Raw genomic sequence first — 16,937 nt, forward strand, 5'->3', positions numbered from 1 at the left:
TCACTTGGGGGTACGGCGGACGGAGCGGCCCGCGAGCACGTCCGTCCGCCTGCCGTCCTCGATGACGAACCGGCCGTCGACGAGGACGTACGGGATCCCCACGGGCGGCCTGCGCGGCTCGTCGAAGGTGGCGCCCGCCGCCACCGTCGCCGGGTCGAACAGCACCAGGTCGGCCCGGTACCCCTCGCGCACCAGCCCGCGGTCCGCCAGCCTCAGCCGGGCCGCGGGCCGGGACGTCAGATGCGCGACGCACTCCTCCAGGCCCAGCACCCCCAACTCCCGTACGTAATGCCCGAGATAGCGCGGGAACGTGCCGTACGCGCGCGGGTGCGGCTTGGTGCCCTGCAGGATGCCGTCCGAGCCGCCGGTGTGCGCGCGGTGCCGCATGATCGCGCGGACGTTCTCCTCGTGCCCGACGTGCTGGAGGATCGTCGTGCCGAGCCGGTCCGCCAGCAGCAGGTGCCGGGCGGTGTCCCACGGGGACTCGCCGCGCAGCTGTGCCGCCTGACGGACCGTACGGCCCACGAACGCGCTCAGCGCGGGGTCGGTGACGCCGGAGATCTCGATCGTCTCCCACGCCACCGGCACCCCGTGACAGCCGTCCGCGCCGGTCACCTCCAGGCCGTGCCGGATCCGCCCGGCCGTCGCCGGGTCGCCGAGCCGGGCCAGGATCTCCGCCGGCCCGCCCGCGCCCGCCCAGCTCGGCAGCAGCGCGGCCAGCGTGGTGGAGCCGGGCGTGTAGGGATAGGTGTCCAGCGTGATGTCCGCGCCGGCGCCGAGGGCCGCGTCGAGCAGGGCGAGCAACTCGGGCGCCCGGCCCTTGTTCACGCCGAAGTTCATCGTCGCGTGGGCCAGGTGCAGCGGGCAGTCCGCCGCCCGGGTCAGCTCCACCATCTCGGCATAGGCCGCCAGGGCGCCCGCGCCGTAGGAGCGGTGGTGCGGGCAGTAGTAGCCGCCGTACGACGCCACCACCCGGCACAGCTCGGTCAGTTCGGCGTCCGGGGCGTACATGCCGGGCGTGTACGTCAGCCCGGAGGACATGCCGACCGCGCCCTGCTCCATCCCCTCGGCCACCAGCCGCCGCATCCGGTCCAGCTCTTCGGGCGTCGCCGCGCGGTCCTCCCAGCCGACGGCGAGCGCCCGGACCGTGCCCTGGGGGACCAGGTACGCGGCGTTCACGGCGATGCCCCGGTCCAGCCGGTCCAGGTACTCGCCGACCGACCGCCAGTCGAGGTCGAGGTCGTCGCCGTACCCGTTCCACCCGGTGATCGCCCGCCGTACCTCCTGGAGCGTGCGGTCGTCCACCGGCGCGTACGACAGCCCGTCCTGGCCGAGCACCTCCAGTGTGATCCCCTGGGCGGCCTTGGCGCTGTGGTCGGGGTCGCGCAGCAGGGCGAGGTCGGAGTGGGCGTGCATGTCGATGAAGCCGGGGGAGAGGACCAGGCCCTCCGCGTCCAGCTCCCGCACGGCGCGCGGGCGCTGGCAGCCGGCCTGGGCGGCCTCCTTGACGATCGAGACGATCCGACCGCCGTCGATCACCACGTCGGCGCGGTACGACGGTTCGCCGCTGCCGTCCACGACGTCGGCGTCCCGGATGACGAGCTGCTCCACGGCGGTCCCTCCTGCGGATCTAGAAGAAGGTACGGATGTAGTCGACGACCGTCCCGTCCGCCTCCGCCACCGGGATCAGCTGCCACTTGTCGAACGACGTGCACGGGTGCGACAGCCCGAGTCCGACCCAGTCGCCGACCTCGACGTCCGCCTCCGGAGCGGTGCGCAGCCACAGGTGCTGGTCGGACAGGGCGGTCACCTCGATGCCGGTCGCCGGGTGCTCGGTGCCGTCCCGGCGTACCACGTGCGCCACCGGAAGGTCGAGGTCGTAGGAGGCGTCGCGCTTGCCCGCGTTGAGGAAGGCCTGCTCGGCCGAGGGCCGGGAGACGACCTGCGCCCACAGCCGGAAGGCGGGTTCCAGGGCGCCTTCCTCGGGGACCCGGTTGAACGGGGTCAGCCTGCTGTAGTGGACGTCGTCGTGCGAGACGTAGGCACCGGAGCGCAGCAGCTTCAGGACCGGGAGGGACAGTTCCGGGATCCCCGAGAAGACATCGGCGACCGCGTCGAACCACTCACTGCCGCCGGCGCTCACCACGATCTCCTCGGCCCCGGCGAAACGCCCGGCCTTGTCGAGCTCCACGGCGAGCGAGACCAGCCTCTCCAGCCAGGCCCGCACCAGAGCGGGGTCGGCGCCGGGCACCTGGGCCTCGTACCCCGCGACCCCCACGAGCCGCAGCGTGCCGGACGCGTGGCCCACGGCCTCGGCGACGGCCCGCGCGTCCGCCTCCGTGCGCACCCCGGTGCGGGCCCCCTCCCCGGCACCCAGCTCGACGACGACGTCGACGGGCCTGGCGCAGCCCCGCAGCGCGGCGTCCATCAGCTCGACCCCGCGCACGGAGTCGACGTAGGCGACGAACCGGAACCCGGGGTCGGCGGCCAGCTCGCCCGCGATCCACCGGAGGGCGGCGGCGTCGACGAGTTCGTTGGCGAGGAAGATCCGCGGGACCCCGAACTCCCGGGCGACGCGCACCTGGTGGGGCACCGCCAGCGTGATGCCCCAGGCGCCGTGTTCGAGCTGGCGGTGGAAGAGCTGCGGGGCCATGGAGGTCTTGCCGTGCGGGGCGAAGGCCAGCCCGTGCCGGGCGGCGTACGCCTCCATCAGCGCCAGGTTGTGCTCCAGACGCTCGGCGGACAGCGCGAGGACGGGGGTGGCGAAGCCGTCGGCCGCGCGGAAGAGGTTGCGGCGCTGGGCGGCCAGCTCGCCCACGGTCAGCCCGTCGGCGTCGGGCGGGAGACCCTTGAAGCGGTGGTCGACACGTTCCTCGGCCAGCCGGGCGAGCGCTTCGGTGCGCATGGAGCCCCTCTCCTGACCGTTGCAATCTCCGCAACGGTCATTGCATGTATTGCTAACTGGTGTCTAGCATCTCGCCGACACCGGGTCAACGGAGCCGCCGCCCGGGCATCGACAGGAGTCATCATCGACGACGCTGCTTACTCCGCAATCGTTCCGCGCGAGCCCGTGGACGTCGTGGCGCTCGGCGAGTCCATGGTCACCTTCCTGCCCAGCCGCCCGGGCCGCCTCGCGGACGTGCCCTCCTTCGACCGCGCGATCGGCGGCGCCGAGTCCAACGTGGCCTGCGTGCTGGCGGCCGCCGGGCACTCCGCCCGATGGGTGAGCCGGGTGGGGGCGGACGGGTTCGGGCAGCACCTGGTGGAGCGGATCGCCGGGTACGGCGTCGACGTCCGCGCCGTACGCCGGGATCCCGTCCGCCCGACGGGCATCTACTTCCGCACGGCCGGCGACCGCGGCACGGGCGCGCACGAGGTGGCGTACTACCGGACCGGTTCGGCGGCGTCGGCGATGAGCGTGGGCAACGTGGACCTGGCGGCGATACGGGCGGGCCGGGTGCTGCACCTGTCGGGGATCACGGCGGCGCTGTCGCCCGAGTGCCGGGAACTGACGGACGCGCTCACCGCTCCCCGCGCCGGCCGGCCGCTGCTCTCCTTCGACGTGAACCACCGGCCGGGGCTGTGGCGTACGGACGCGGGGCCGCTGGTGCTGCTGGACCTGGCCCGGCGCGCGGACATCGTGTTCGTGGGGGAGGACGAGGCCGAGCAGGCCTGGGGGATCGAGGGCGGCCCCGAGGCCGTCCGCGAAGCGCTGCCCGAGCCGGAGGTGCTGGTGGTGAAGCAGGGCGCGAGGGGCGCGACGGCGTTCGCGGGCCGTCGCCCGCCCGTCCTCGAACCGGCCCTGCACGTGGACGTCGTCGCCACCACCGGCGCCGGCGACGCCTTCGCCGCCGGCTTCCTCTCCGCCACCCTGCGCGGCCTGCCGCTCAGCGTCCGGCTGCGCCACGGCCACCTCTTCGCCGCCGCGGCCCTCACCGCCCCCGGCGACCTCGCCCCGCCGCCCGCCCGCGACCACGCCGACCGCCTGAGCGGCCTCGACAGCGCCGCATGGGGGAGACTTCGACTCGGCCCCGGCTGGACGCAAGCCGACGCGGCCGAACAGGAGGCGAACACCCCATGAGTCAGACCGTCGACCGCGCCCTGAGCATCCTGCCGCTGCTCGCCGAGGGCCCCGCAGACCTCGGGCAGGTCGCCGACCGCCTGGGCGTCCACAAGTCCACGGCACTGCGCCTCCTGCGCACCCTGCACGAACACGGCCTGGTCTACCGCCAGTCCGACCAGCGCTACCGCCTCGGCGCCCGCCTGTTCGCCCTCGCCCAGGAGGCGATGGAGAACCTCGACATCCGGGAGATCGCCCACCCCCACCTCGTCCGCCTCAACGAGGCCTGCGGCCACACCGTGCACCTCGCCGTCTACGAGGAGAACGAGGTTCTCTACATCGACAAGGTGGAGAGCCGCTACCCGGTCCGCATGTACTCCCGGATCGGCAAGCCCGTCGCCATCACGGTCGCGGCCGTCGCCAAACTCCTCCTCGCCGACCTGCCCGAACCCGAGCGCCGCGCCGTCACGGACCAGCTCGACTACCCCATGTACACGCCCCGTTCGACCCCGGACGCCGAGGCCTTCCGCAAGGAACTCGCCACGGTGCGCGAACAGGGCTGGGCCACCGACCTCGGCGGCCACGAGGAGTCCATCAACTGCGTCGCCGCGCCCGTCCGCGGCGCCGACGGCCGGGTGGTCGCCGCGATGTCGGTCTCCGCGCCGAACGTGGTCGTCACCGCCGAGGAACTCCTCACCCTGCTCCCGCTGGTGCGCCGTACGGCGGACGCGATCAGCGGCGAGTACTCCGGCAGAACCCCGATCAAGGAAACCCCCTGATGACCGAGAAGACCGCGCTCACCCCGAAGACCCACACCACCCCGCCCGCGAAGTTCTCGCACGGCGTGAAGAAGGGCAACATCCTCCAGGTCGCCGGCCAGGTCGGCTTCCTGCCCGCCGAGGACGGCAAGCCCCCGACACCGGCCGGTCCCACCCTCGCCGAGCAGACCCTCCAGACCCTCGCCAACGTCAAGGCGATCCTCGCAGAGGGCGGCGCGGGCTGGGACGACGTGATGATGATCCGCGTCTATCTGACGGACGTGGACCACTTCGCCGAGATGAACGAGATCTACAACACCTACTTCGAGGAGCAGGGCCTCACCCAGCCGCCCGCCGCCCGGACCACGGTCTACGTCGGTCTCCCGGCCGGCCTCCTCATCGAGATCGACGCGCTCGCCGTACTCGGCTGAGTCCCTGACGATCCCTCACCACCCGCACGCCCCGCACGGCACGGCGTCCCACACCCCCGGGCCGCCGTGCCGCGCTCCCCCCTACCCAGAAGCACGATGCATTTACGAAGAGGACCCCCGAATGTCCTGTCCGCTCTCCCTCCCCCTGGCCGCGACGACCCCACCCGCCCCACCCCACACCGGAGGCCTGCTCCTCCTCCTGGACGGCACCCCCGGACTCCTCACGGTCGCCGGGATCGGCATAGCCCTCCTGCTCTTCCTGATCATCAAGGTCAGGCTCCAGCCCTTCGTGGCCCTCCTCGCCGTCTCCATAGCCGTGGGCCTGCTGGCCGGCCTCTCGGTCACCGAACTCTTCGGCACCGTCCAGAGCTCCAGCGCCGTCTCCGCCATCGAGTCCGGCATGGGCGGCATCCTCGGCCACGTCGCGATCATCATCGGCCTCGGCACGATGCTCGGCGCGATCCTGGAGGTCAGCGGCGGGGCGGAAGTACTGGCCGCGCGCCTGCTGACCCTGTTCGGCGAGAAGCGTGCCCCACTGGCCATGGGCCTGACGGGCCTGATCTTCGGCATCCCGGTCTTCTTCGACGTGGGCATCTTCGTCCTGGCCCCGCTGGTGTACGCGGCGGCGAAACGAGGCGGCAGGTCGGTCCTCCTCTACTGCCTGCCCCTCCTCGCCGGCCTCTCCATGACCCACGCGTTCCTGCCCCCGCACCCCGGCCCGGTGGCGGCCGCCGCCCTCCTGCACGTCCAGCTCGGCTGGGTCATCCTCATGGGCGTCGTCTGCGGCGTCCCCGCCGTGCTGGCCGCGTGGGCCTTCTCCGCCTGGGTCGGCCGGCGGATCTTCGTCGCCGTGCCGCAGGACATGGTGGAAGCGGCGGAGGAGGCGAAGCGGGCGGTGACGGCGGAGCAGCGCACACAGGGCGTGGAACCACGGGAGAACCCGGTCCCCCTGGGCGTGGTCCTGACGATCATCGGCACGCCCCTGATCCTGATCCTCGCGGCCACCTTCTCCTCGATCGTCCTGGACCCGTCCCCGACCCGCTCGGTCCTCCAGTTCTTCGGCACCCCCATGGTGGCCCTGACGTTCGCCCTGCTCATGGCGTACTACCTGCTGGGCATCCGGCGCGGCTGGACCCGCAAGTCCCTCGAAGCGGTGTCCACTTCGTCGTTGAAGCCGGTCGGCAACATCCTGCTGGTCGTGGGTGCGGGCGGGATCTTCGGCGCGGTGCTGAAGGCGAGCGGAGTGGCCCAGGCCCTGTCCGACACCTTCCACGGCGTGGGCCTCCCGGTGATCGTCCTCGCCTACCTGATCTCGCTCGTCCTGCGGGTGGCGCAGGGCTCGGCGACGGTGGCGATCGTGACGACGGCGGGCATCGTGGCCCCGCTCCTCACCGAGGGCGACCACTCCCAGCCCTTCGTGGCCCTGGTCATCATGGCGATCTCGGCGGGCTCGATCTTCGCCTCACACGTGAACGACGGAGGCTTCTGGATGGTCGCCAAGTACTTCGGCATCAGCGAACGTGACACGCTGCGCACCTGGACCGTCCTGGAGTCCGTGCTCTCGGTGGCCGGTTTCGCGGTGGCGGCGGCGGTGAGCCTGTTCGTCTGAGGGCTCCGGAGGGCCGGAAGGCTCCGAAGGTGACGGATGTTGCCCCTGGGATGAGCGGTCCGACTGGTTCCGGCACAGGGAAGTCGTCCATACTGCCGCCGTGGAGCAGCGCACAGGAGCGAGCAGCAAGCCGTCGAAGGCCGAGCCGTTGAAGACCGAGCCCGTCACGGGCGCCGGTTTCGACCCGGCCTTCATCCCGGGGCTCACGGCTCCGGCCAAGGCGGACACGTCTACGACGAAGGAGGCGCCGGCCGCCGACCCGGAGGAGCCCGAGAAGTCGAACAAGCCGGATGTTTCGGGCGATTCCGAAAACCTGAAGAAGCCCGGGGAGGCCGACGGGACTGACGCGGCTCATGACGCCAAGGCCGACGACACCGCGGACGGCGACGACGCGGCCGACGACGGCCCGGTCTTCGAGGCGGCCGACGACGGCCCGGTCTTCGAGGCGGCCGACCGCCGGGCGCGGATAGTGGCCGACCGCAAGGGTGTCCGCCTCCGCCTCGACGAGGAGTCCTGCGAGTTCCGCTGGGACGAGATCGCGGCCGTCGAGACGGAGTCCCCCCGCTTCGGCAAGCGCTACACGATCACGGTCCACACCCCCGAGCGCCGCTGGTACCCGATCGAGATCGAGGCGGCGTCGAAGTCCCGCTTCAAGGAGTGGGACGAGCAGATCGACGCGGTACTGGACGCGTACTTCGAGGACGGCGAGGAAGCCGAACAGGGCGACTGACGGGTACCGCCTTGAGGGTGAAGGCTCGGGCGGCTCGGGCGGTCGCGCTGGAGCCTCGGGCGGTTGCGCGGGTGCGGCGGCCGGCGACGTCCACATCGGCGTCGTCGGGCGCCGGCCGCAGCCCGGAGGGGGAGCTGTTCCCCGAGGAGTGAAGCGGCCGTCACGCTCCGCCCCCGCTGCATGCGGCGACGCCCGGACCCCGAAGGGCCCGGGCGTCGGCCACTACCGCCGTCTCACCTCACGGCAGCGCATGCACGTGCGCCCCCACCGAGTTCGACCAGGCGTTGCCCGAGGCCGCGTCCCAGTTCGTCGACCAGGTCATGGCGCCCCGGAGGTCGGGGTAGGTCTTGGACGGTTTGAAGGTGCCGCAGTTCGTGCCGGCCGTCAGGCAGTCCAGTGCGTTGTTCACCACGGTCGGTGACACATAGCCGCTGCCCGCCGCGCTCGTCGAGGCGGGGAGGCCGAGGCCCACCTGGGACGGGGAGAGGCCGCCCTGGAGCTGGATGCAGGCGAGGGCGGTCAGGAAGTCGACCGAGCCCTGGCTGTAGACCTTGCCGTCGCAGCCCAGCATGGAACCGCTGTTGTAGTACTGCATGTTGACGACCGTCAGGATGTCCTTCACGTTCAGGGCCGTCTGGAAGTACGCGTTCGACGTCGACTGCATGTCGATCGTCTGCGGGGCCATCGTGAGGACGAGGGACGGGCCCGCCTTGGCGGACAGGGAGCGAAGTGCCTGGGTCATGTAGGTCGCGTCGAGGCCGTTCTCCAGGTCGATGTCGACGCCGTCGAAGCCGTACGTCTGCATCAGCGCATAGACGGAGTTCGCGAAGTTCGTCGCCGACGTCGGGTCGCTGATCGACACCGTGCCGTTCTGGCCGCCGATCGAGATGACGACCTTCTTGCCGGCCGCCTGCTTCGCCTTGATGTCCGCCTTGAACTGGTCGACCGTGTAGCCGCCGAGGCCGGCCGAGTCGAGGTTGAAGGTCACCGCGCCCGGTGTCGTCGTCGCGTCCGCGAAGGCCACCGCGACGATGTCGTAGGAGGAGGGGACGTCGGACAGTTTCTGCACGGTCGCGCCGTTGTTGAAGTTCTGCCAGTAGCCGGTCACCGCGTGCTTCGGCAGCGCGCCCCCGCCTCCTCCGCCACTCGGTCCGGAGGATGTCGTCGCCGTCACCGACGCCGACTTCGTCGACTCGCCCGCCGCGTTCGTCGCCGTCACCTGGAAGGAGTACGAGGTGGAGGCGGACAGGTTCGTCAGCGTCGCCGACGTGCCCGTCACGGCCGTCGCCTTCGTGCCGTCCTGGTAGACGTTGTAGCCCGTCGCGCCCGACACCGGGGACCAGGAGAGGGTGGCCGAGGAGGACGTGGTGGACGCGACCGACAGGCCGGTCGGGGCCGCCGGGACCGTGGGGGGCGGGGTGCCGCCTCCGCCGCCGTCGGGGCCGTAGACCGAGACGTCGTCGGCGTAGTAGGCCGCCTGGCCGTACCACCCGTGCGTGTAGACCGTGACCGAGGTAGTTGACGTGCCCGTGGTGAAGGTCGTCGACAGCTGTTTCCAGGTGGTCGTGTCGGGGGTCCAGGTCGAGACGTCCGTCGTGCCCGTGCCCGTCACGCCCAGGTAGGAGTAGCCGCCCTGCACCCACGCGCTCAGCGTGTACGTCGAGTCGGGCTCGACCGCGACCGCCTGGGTGCACTGGGCGTCGTCCTGGCCGGCCGGGGTCGCCTTCAGTGCCGACGAGCCGCTGTGGACCGGCGACGAGACGGTCGTACCGCTGCCCGCCGTGCACGTCCAGCCGCTCAGGCCCGACTCGAAGCCCGCGTTCGTCGCGTTGTTGACGTCCGCCGCGGCTGCCGGGGCCGCGGTCGCCGTGAGGCCCGCGACCGACAGGGCCAGGGCCGTGACGGCCGACCACAGCAGGGCCGGGCGTCGTCTGCCGTATCCGGATCCGGGTATGCCTGTGCCTGGGGCGCGGTCCACGGGGGCCTCCGAGGGGGAGTTCGGGTGTGCGTACAAGGTGGTCCAGACCAATTCGACTGTCAAGAGGTCCAGACCAAAATGGATTTCGAGACCTTGCTCAACCTGTCCTGTTTTGGCGGGACTTGCGCGGTCCTTGCGCCAAGAGAGTTCCACGCGAGCTTCACAAACGCTGTTCTCCGGCCATACGGCCGTGGATACAGTGCTCAGGTAGTCACGCAGTGAAGTCGTCCCGGCGGCACGGGAGTGGCCCCGGACGGCCGGCGGGTGTGAAGAGCGGGGAGCTGCGCGTGCCAACTGCCATTGCCGTGACCAGTGCCGACATGGCGCTGCCGGCTCAGGACGAACGGACCGTGCCCGCCGTCGTGCTGAGCGGTATCGATCAGAAGCCGCTGGAGCAGGCGGTCGTGGAACTCCACGCCCTGATCGAGCAGTACGGGTACCTCGTCGTCGTCTGTTCCCGCGCCACGCCCGCGACCGTCATGCAGCGGCTGCACACCCTGCGCTCGCTGCTGGAGAGCGACCGCGTCGCCTTCTTCCGGCCCGAACTGCCCCCGCTCGGCATCGCCGTGCTCGCCCGGCAGCTGCGCCAGCTCGCCTCCTGCGACCTGAGCCCGGGGATCCTCGCCTCCGCCGGGCGGCTGCTCACCCACTACCTCCACGCCGGGGCGGTGCTGGGCTCGGTCGCGCGCCTGGACCGGGTGCCGGTCGGGCTCAAGGCCCATGCCAGATCCTGGGTGCCGGGCAGCCAGTTCGCCGTGCTGGCCCACCCCGAGCCGCAGCTCGTCAGGATCGCGCCCGGCGCCGTGCTCAAGGGGCCCGAGTTCAGCACCTGGATGCTCGTCGCCAAGGGCCAGCTGCAGAGCGAGTGGGTCGGCGGACTCGGCGGGCAGTGGAGCGTGCACGGGCTGCGCGAGGTGCCGCTGCCCGCCGAGTCCCGGGACTGGTGGGGCACCGGCCGCGTGATCGAGTTCTGCGGTCATCTCGCCGATCTGTCGGTCCTCTACCAACTGGTCACCTCCGTACGGCAGACCAGCTGTCACTGGTGCGGCCTGGACGTCATCGGCGACCTGTGCGTCTTCTGCTCCGCCACCCCGCCCGCCCACGAACCCGCCGCACCCCGCGCCCTGGAACAGCGCTCGCCCGCCTGACAAGACAACGCAAGACCGGACAACGCAAGACCAGTACGTCCCCGTCCCGCCGGCCGATCCCCCCCAATGAGGTTGCACGGTTCATGAACTCCCGTCAGCGCCGCGGCGTGATACTGCTGATCCTGTCGGTCCTGTGCGCTCTCGGCGCGTTCGCCGGCGTGCTCTCCGTCGTCCACAACGCCGATTCCAAGGTCGGGCCCGAGGTCAGCGCCTACCGGGTCAGGTCCGACGTGAAGCCGTACACCGCCCTGGACACCGGCCAGTTCGAGAAGATCGAGATGCCGAAGCGGTGGCTGTCCGGCAACGCCGTCACCGACCTGCGGCAGATCCAGGGCAAGATCGCCGTCACCACCCTGCGCGCCGGGTCGCTCCTCCAGACCGACATGATCGTCGACCAGCCCGCCCTCCAGCCCGGACAGCAGGAGGTCGCCATCATGATCGACGCGGCGACCGGCGTCGCGGGAAAGATCACTCCGGGGTCCCGGGTGAACGTGTACGCCACCTTCGCCGGGAAGAACAACGGCGATCCCGACCAGTCGAAGATCATCGTCACCAATGCCCGGGTCCTCGACGTCGGCCGCATCACCGCCCTCGACGACTCCACCAAGAACCAGCCCCAGAGCCAGAGTCAGAGCCAGCTCAGCGAGGCCGTCCCGATCACCTTCGCGCTGTCCACCCTCGACGCCCAGCGCATCACCTACGCCGAGTCCTTCGCCCAGCGCGTGCGGCTCGCCCTGGTGGCCCCCGGCAGCGAGACCAGCGTTCCGGACAAGGACCGCACGTACGAACTCGCGACGGACAAGTGAGAGGCGGCCCGCATGCCCAGCAGGATCCTCCCGGCCGGTGCGGACCCCGACGCCGTCCGCTCCCTCGTCACCCTCCTCAGCCAGCTCCCCGACGCCGAACCGCAGCCGCCCGTCGTCGACTCCACCCAGCTCGTCGACACCCTCGCCCGGCTCGCCGCCGAGTCCGTGGAGGAGCTCCCGGAAGTCGTCGTCGTCCATGAACGGGTCGGCCCGGTGCCGGCCCTCGACCTGATCCGCGAGGTCGCGCTCCGCTTCCCGGCCGTCGGCGTCATCCTCGTCACCTCCGACGCGAGCCCCGGGCTGTTCGCCGCCGCCATGGACGCCGGCGCCCGCGGGCTGGTCGCGCTCCCGCTGTCGTACGAGGAACTCGCCGGCCGCGTCCAGGCCGTCGCCCAGTGGTCGACCGGGGTACGGCGCCATCTCGGCCACGGCACCGACGTGCTGGGCGGCGTCGGCGGCACGGTCGTCACGGTCAGCGGCGCCAAGGGGGGAGTGGGCACGACGCTGGCCGCCATCCAGCTCGCCCTCGCCGCGCAGGCCTCCGGCCGGCCCACCGCCCTGGTCGACCTGGACCTCCAGACCGGGGACATCGCCTCCTACCTGGACATCCAGTTCCGCCGGTCCGTCGCCGACCTCGCCTCGATCACCGACATCTCGCCCCGCGTCCTCGCCGACGCCGTCTTCCGCCACGACACCGGGCTCGCCCTGCTCCTCGCCCCGGCCGAGGGAGAACGCGGCGAGGAGGTCGGCGACCGCGCCGCCCGGCAGATCGTCCGCGCCCTGCGCTCGCGCTACGAGGTCGTCGTCGTCGACTGCGGGGCCCAGCTGAGCGGCGCGGGCGCGGCAGCCGTGGAGATGGCGGACACCGCGCTGCTGGTCACGACCCCCGACGTGATCGCCGTACGCGCGGCCAAGCGGACCGTACGGATGTGGGACCGGCTCCAGATCCGCAAGGCCGAGGAGACGACGGCCGTCGTCAACCGGCTGGCGCGCAGCGCGGAGATCCAGCCCGCGCTCGTCAGCCGCATCACGGGTACGGCGCTCGCGCGCACCGCCGTACCCGCCAATTTCAAGGAACTTCAGGCCGTCGTGGACGCGGGGCGGGTCCATGAACTCGACAGCAGGAGCACCGTGAAGCAGGCGCTGTGGGCGCTCGCCGCAGAGCTGGGCCTCGTGAAGGCGGCGGCCGAGGGGGCCCACCGGGGCGGCGGGCGGGGCGCGGTCGGATTCCGGCGGCGGAAGGAGTGAGCGGGCGATGAGAAGGCCCAGTGGGGAGACGGGAAGGCCCGGTGGGGACAGCGGGCAGGTCAGCATCGAGTTCCTCGGGATGACGCCGCTCATCGTGCTGACCCTGGTGCTCGTGTGGCAGGCCGTACTCGTGGGGTACACCTTCGTGCTCGCCGGGAATGCTGCGGACGAGGCGGTACGGGCGGGTACGGCGGCGGCGCCGGGTGGCGCGCGGCAGGCGGCCTGCTCGGCGGCGGGGCTGAAGGACCTGTCGGCGGCGTGGAGGGGGAGTGCCGGCGTGACGTGTGGCGGGAGCGGCTATGTGACGGCCGACGTCAGGCTGCACGTCCCCGTCCTCTTCCCCGGCCTGATCGACTTCCCGGCCACGGTGACCGGCCACGCCGGCGCCGTGGAGGAGGTGAAGGACTGAGATGCCGTACCGCCGTCGCCTCCGTGGGCCCCATGGCCTCTGTCGCCACCGTGACCGGGACAGCGGCCAAGTGGCCATCGAATACCTGGGGTTCATCCCCGTCCTGCTGATCGTCGCGCTGGCCGGGATCCAGATCGGCGTCGTCGCCTACGCCGCCGAGCAGGCCGGTACGGCGGCCCGGGCCGGGGCGCGGGCGGCCTCCCTGCGGCAGGACGCCCAGCAGGCCTGCGCCGGAGCCGTCAGCAGCGGCATCACGGTGAACTGCTCGTCCGGCGACGGCGGCGACGTCGTGACCGTCACGGCCACCGTCCGCATCCCGAAGATCGTCTGGGACTTCGGCGACGCCACCAGGACCGCCACCATGCCCCTCGACCACTGATCCGACCACTGATCCGACCACTGACCCGGGAGAAGCGATTCCATGAGTCTGCGGGCACGCATCGGCACTCCGGAGGACCACGGCAGCCGGGGCGAGGACGGCCATCTGGTCGCCTCCTACCGGGCCAAGCTGCTGGAGGAGATCGACCTCGCGGAGATGAGCTCGCTCGCGGCGGCCGAGCGCCGGGCGCGGCTGGAGCGCGTGCTCGGGCACATCATCAGCCGCGAGGGCCCGGTGCTGTCGACGGTCGAGCGCTCGCAGCTGATCCGCCGGGTGGTGGACGAGGCGCTCGGCCTCGGCATCCTGGAGCCGCTGCTGGAGGACGCGTCGATCACCGAGATCATGGTGAACGGCCCCGACGCGATCTTCGTCGAGCGCGGGGGCCGCGTCGAGCAGCTGCAGCTGCGCTTCGTCTCCGCCGACCAGCTGATGCAGACCATCGAGCGGATCGTGTCCACGGTGAACAGAAGGGTCGACGAGTCGAACCCGATGGTGGACGCCCGCCTGCCCTCCGGCGAGCGCGTGAACGTCATCATCCCGCCGCTGTCCCTGACCGGCCCGATCCTCACCATCCGCCGCTTCCCGCGCTCCTTCACCCTCCAGGAGCTGATCTCCTTCGGCTCGCTGGACGAGCACATGGTGTATCTGCTGGCGGGCCTGGTGCAGGCGAAGTTCAACATCATCGTCTCGGGCGCCACCGGCACCGGCAAGACGACCCTGCTCAACGCCCTGTCCGGGCTCATCCCCTCGCACGAGCGCATCATCACCATCGAGGACTCCGCCGAACTCCAGCTCCAGCAGACGCACGTGGTCCGCCTGGAGTCCCGCCCGCCGAACGTCGAGGGCAAGGGCCAGGTCACCATCCGCGACCTCGTCCGCAACTCCCTCCGTATGCGCCCCGACCGGATCGTGGTCGGCGAGGTCCGCGGCGGCGAGTCCCTCGACATGCTGCAGGCGATGTCCACCGGCCACGACGGCTCGCTCGCGACCGTGCACGCCAACAGCGCCGAGGACGCGCTGACCCGCCTGCAGACCCTCGCCTCCATGTCCGACGTCGAGGTCCCCTTCGTCGCGCTGCACGACCAGATCAACAGCGCCGTCGACGTCATCGTCCAGCTCACCCGGTTCGCCGACGGCGCCCGCCGCATCACCGAGATCGCCCTGCTCGACAGCCACGGCGGGGAGCCGTACCGGCTGGCGACGGTCGCCCGCTTCGACGCCCAGCCGATGACGGCCGACGGCCGGGTGTACGGCAGTTTCCAGTACTTCCCCCTCCCACGCCGCGCCGCCGACCGCCTCTACATGGCGAGCCAGCCCCTCCCGCAGGCCTTCGGCGTGGCCCACACGGCGGCCCAGCTCACCACCCGAGAAGCCAGGTAGGACCAGGACCATGGAACTGCACACCCTCGTCCAGCTCACCACCGGTGTGACGCTGCTGGCCTGCGCCCTGGCGGTCGCCGGGCTGTACGCCTACGCCGCGGGCCGGGCCCAGCGCGCCGCCCTCGTGGACCGGCTCACCCACGCCGGTCCGGAGTCGGCCGGCGGCCGCCGGCGCCGCTTCCGCGACGTGGACCGGCGACTGCGCCGTACCCGCTTCGGCCGCTGGCTGGAACGGCGGCTCGCCGCCACCGGACTGGATGTCACCCCGGGCGAGTTCTTCGTGTACATGCTCGCCGTGGTCGCCGCGCTCTGGCTGATCGGCCAGGCCACCCTGGCCCCCTTCTTCGGCCCGCTGGCCGGCCTGCTCGGCATCGGTGCGGCCGTGCAGTTCCTCAACTGGCAGCGCCAGAAACGCATCGAGCGCTTCATCGGGCAACTCCCCGAACTGGCCCGCATCCTGGCCAACGCCACCCAGGCCGGCCTCGCCCTGCGCACCGCGATCGGCATGGCGGCGGAGGAGCTGGAGGCCCCGGCCGGCGAGGAACTCGCCAAGGTCTCCGACCAGTTGGCGATCGGCCAGTCCCTGGACGACGCGCTGGGCGAGCTGGCCGACCGGCTGCCGTCCCGCGAACTGGGCGTCCTGGTCACGACCCTCGTCCTCTCGAACCGGGCCGGCGGCCAGGTGGTCGGCGCCCTGCGCAACCTGACCGAGACACTGGAGGAGCGCAAGGAGACGAGACGCGAGATCCGCACCCAGCTCTCCCAGGTGACCATGACGTCGTACGCCGTGCCCGTCCTCGGCGTCGGCGCGCTGTTCCTGATGAACGGCGTCAAGGACGGGGCGCTGGACCGCATGACCGGCTCACCGGTCGGCCAGGCCTGCGTGATCGTCGCCTTCGCGATGTACGCCGTCGGCTTCGTCCTCATCCGGCGCCTGAGCCGGATCGACGTATGAGGGGGCGGACGATCCGGTGGGGGGTCCGACAGTGAGTCCGATGACGGGAATCCTGCTCGCGCTGCTGATGGCGCTCGGCGTCTGGGGCGTCTTCGCGGGCCTGCGCATGTACCGCGCGGACGCCAGACTCCCCGGCGACCTCGCCGTGGCCCTGGAGGTCGGCGCCACCCGCACCGGCGCGGTCGGCTCGGTCATCGACCGCATGGGCATGCGCTACGCCCCCGCCGTGCTGCGCCTGATGGGCCCGCGCCTGGTCGCCCGCTACCGCCGCAAGATCGACCTCGCGGGCAACCCCGGCGGCCTGACGATAGACCGCTACGCGGCCCGGCGGGCGGTCTACGGCGCGCTCGGCCTCGTCGGCTTCCTGGTCTTCCTCCTGCGCGGCCAGTGGTTCGTCGCCGTACTGCTGCTGCTCTTCGGCGCGTTCTGGACGGAGGTCGGCATCTGGTCGGCGATCCGGGTCCGCAAGGACGTCATCGAGCGCACCCTGCCCGACTTCCTCGACGTGCTCGCGGTCGTGGTCAGCGCCGGACTCGGCTTCCGCCAGGCCCTGGACCGCGTCGCCTCCCACTACGAGGGCCCCTGGGCGGACGAACTGCGCATCACCCTGCGCCAGATGGACCTCGGCATGAGCCGCCGCCAGGCCTTCGCGGAGCTGCGCCGGCGCAACGACTCCGAGCAGGTGGCGATGTTCGTGACGGCACTCCAGCAGGGCGAGGAACTGGGCGCGCCGATCGTCGACACGCTCGTCTCGCTGGCCAAGGACATGCGCCGCACCGACGCCCAGAACGCCCGCCGCAAGGCCGCCCGCGCGGTGCCGAAGGCCACGCTGATGATCACCACGTTCATGGTCCCGGCGACGATGCTCCTGCTGGGCGCCGGCCTGATCCTGGGCTCCGGCGTGGACTTCGGCTCCCTCACGGGGAAGTGAGCCGCAGATGACGGCGGCGACCGGGCCGACGGAGCGGAGCGGAGGGCCTGTGCGCGAGTGGCCGAGGGGGGGTGGTGCCGGAGGCCGGTCCGGGGGGCGGGCGCGGGTGGTCGGG

16 protein-coding genes are annotated in these 16,937 nt (G+C 71.8%); 13 read left to right on the forward strand and 3 right to left on the reverse strand.

Features of this window, described 5'->3' with window-relative positions:
• Complete coding sequence (locus BIV25_RS36965) at positions 1-1,611, reverse strand: amidohydrolase family protein (protein WP_071376913.1); 1,611 nt, start codon at positions 1,609-1,611, stop codon at positions 1-3.
• 19 nt (positions 1,612-1,630) lie between these two features.
• The gene (locus BIV25_RS36970) at positions 1,631-2,905 is read right to left on the reverse strand and encodes an amino acid deaminase (RefSeq protein WP_071376914.1); all 1,275 of its coding nucleotides are present in this window, start codon (positions 2,903-2,905) and stop codon (positions 1,631-1,633) included.
• Positions 2,906-3,070: 165 nt separating this feature from the next.
• Here BIV25_RS36970 and BIV25_RS36975 point away from each other — a divergent pair, with 165 nt between their 5' ends.
• From BIV25_RS36975 to BIV25_RS36995, 5 genes are all read left to right on the forward strand, one after another.
• Positions 3,071-4,081: a sugar kinase gene (locus tag BIV25_RS36975; protein WP_079177112.1), complete on the forward strand. Its 1,011-nt coding sequence runs from the start codon at positions 3,071-3,073 to the stop codon at positions 4,079-4,081.
• A complete protein-coding gene (locus BIV25_RS36980) occupies positions 4,078-4,839 on the forward strand; it encodes an IclR family transcriptional regulator (RefSeq protein WP_071376915.1) in 762 nt (253 codons plus the stop codon). Before BIV25_RS36975 ends, BIV25_RS36980 begins: the two co-directional genes overlap by 4 nt.
• Entirely contained in the window at positions 4,839-5,249 is a 411-nt protein-coding gene (locus BIV25_RS36985) for a RidA family protein (protein ID WP_071376916.1), read from the forward strand. Before BIV25_RS36980 ends, BIV25_RS36985 begins: the two co-directional genes overlap by 1 nt.
• Before the next feature lie 121 nt (positions 5,250-5,370).
• Entirely contained in the window at positions 5,371-6,858 is a 1,488-nt protein-coding gene (locus BIV25_RS36990; protein ID WP_071376917.1) for a GntP family permease, read from the forward strand.
• 100 nt (positions 6,859-6,958) lie between these two features.
• Positions 6,959-7,588, forward strand: a complete 630-nt coding sequence (locus BIV25_RS36995; protein WP_071376918.1) for a hypothetical protein — start codon at positions 6,959-6,961, stop codon at positions 7,586-7,588.
• A gap of 238 nt (positions 7,589-7,826) precedes the next feature.
• On the opposite strand, the gene BIV25_RS37000 is transcribed toward BIV25_RS36995, so the two are convergent.
• Positions 7,827-9,566 (reverse strand): chitinase, encoded by a 1,740-nt coding sequence (locus BIV25_RS37000; RefSeq protein ID WP_071376929.1) that lies wholly within the window; start codon positions 9,564-9,566, stop codon positions 7,827-7,829.
• A gap of 320 nt (positions 9,567-9,886) precedes the next feature.
• On the opposite strand from BIV25_RS37000, the gene BIV25_RS37005 reads away from it, so the two are divergent.
• The 8 genes from BIV25_RS37005 to BIV25_RS37040 all read left to right on the forward strand — a co-directional run bounded on the left by BIV25_RS37005 (position 9,887) and on the right by BIV25_RS37040 (position 16,822).
• Complete coding sequence (locus tag BIV25_RS37005) at positions 9,887-10,714, forward strand: hypothetical protein (protein WP_371273113.1); 828 nt, start codon at positions 9,887-9,889, stop codon at positions 10,712-10,714.
• Positions 10,715-10,797: 83 nt separating this feature from the next.
• Positions 10,798-11,520 (forward strand): Flp pilus assembly protein CpaB, encoded by a 723-nt coding sequence (gene cpaB / locus BIV25_RS37010; protein WP_071376920.1) that lies wholly within the window; start codon positions 10,798-10,800, stop codon positions 11,518-11,520.
• 12 nt (positions 11,521-11,532) lie between these two features.
• On the forward strand, positions 11,533-12,768 hold the full coding sequence (locus BIV25_RS37015) for an AAA family ATPase (protein WP_071376921.1): 1,236 nt from the start codon (positions 11,533-11,535) through the stop codon (positions 12,766-12,768).
• Positions 12,769-12,775: 7 nt separating this feature from the next.
• Positions 12,776-13,177 (forward strand): pilus assembly protein, encoded by a 402-nt coding sequence (locus tag BIV25_RS37020; protein WP_071376922.1) that lies wholly within the window; start codon positions 12,776-12,778, stop codon positions 13,175-13,177.
• Between the two features lies 1 nt (position 13,178).
• Positions 13,179-13,556, forward strand: a complete 378-nt coding sequence (locus BIV25_RS37025; protein ID WP_071376923.1) for a TadE/TadG family type IV pilus assembly protein — start codon at positions 13,179-13,181, stop codon at positions 13,554-13,556.
• Positions 13,557-13,598: 42 nt separating this feature from the next.
• Positions 13,599-14,936 carry a CpaF family protein gene (locus tag BIV25_RS37030; protein WP_071376924.1) on the forward strand — a complete coding sequence of 446 codons (1,338 nt, stop codon included), beginning with the start codon at positions 13,599-13,601 and terminating at the stop codon, positions 14,934-14,936.
• Between the two features lie 10 nt (positions 14,937-14,946).
• The gene (locus tag BIV25_RS37035) at positions 14,947-15,891 is read left to right on the forward strand and encodes a type II secretion system F family protein (RefSeq protein WP_071376925.1); all 945 of its coding nucleotides are present in this window, start codon (positions 14,947-14,949) and stop codon (positions 15,889-15,891) included.
• Between the two features lie 40 nt (positions 15,892-15,931).
• Complete coding sequence (locus BIV25_RS37040; protein WP_071376926.1) at positions 15,932-16,822, forward strand: DUF5936 domain-containing protein; 891 nt, start codon at positions 15,932-15,934, stop codon at positions 16,820-16,822.
• Positions 16,823-16,937: the final 115 nt, after the last annotated feature.

It is taken from the genome of Streptomyces sp. MUSC 14, from assembly GCF_001866675.1.
In the GTDB taxonomy this organism is placed as follows: domain Bacteria; phylum Actinomycetota; class Actinomycetes; order Streptomycetales; family Streptomycetaceae; genus Streptomyces.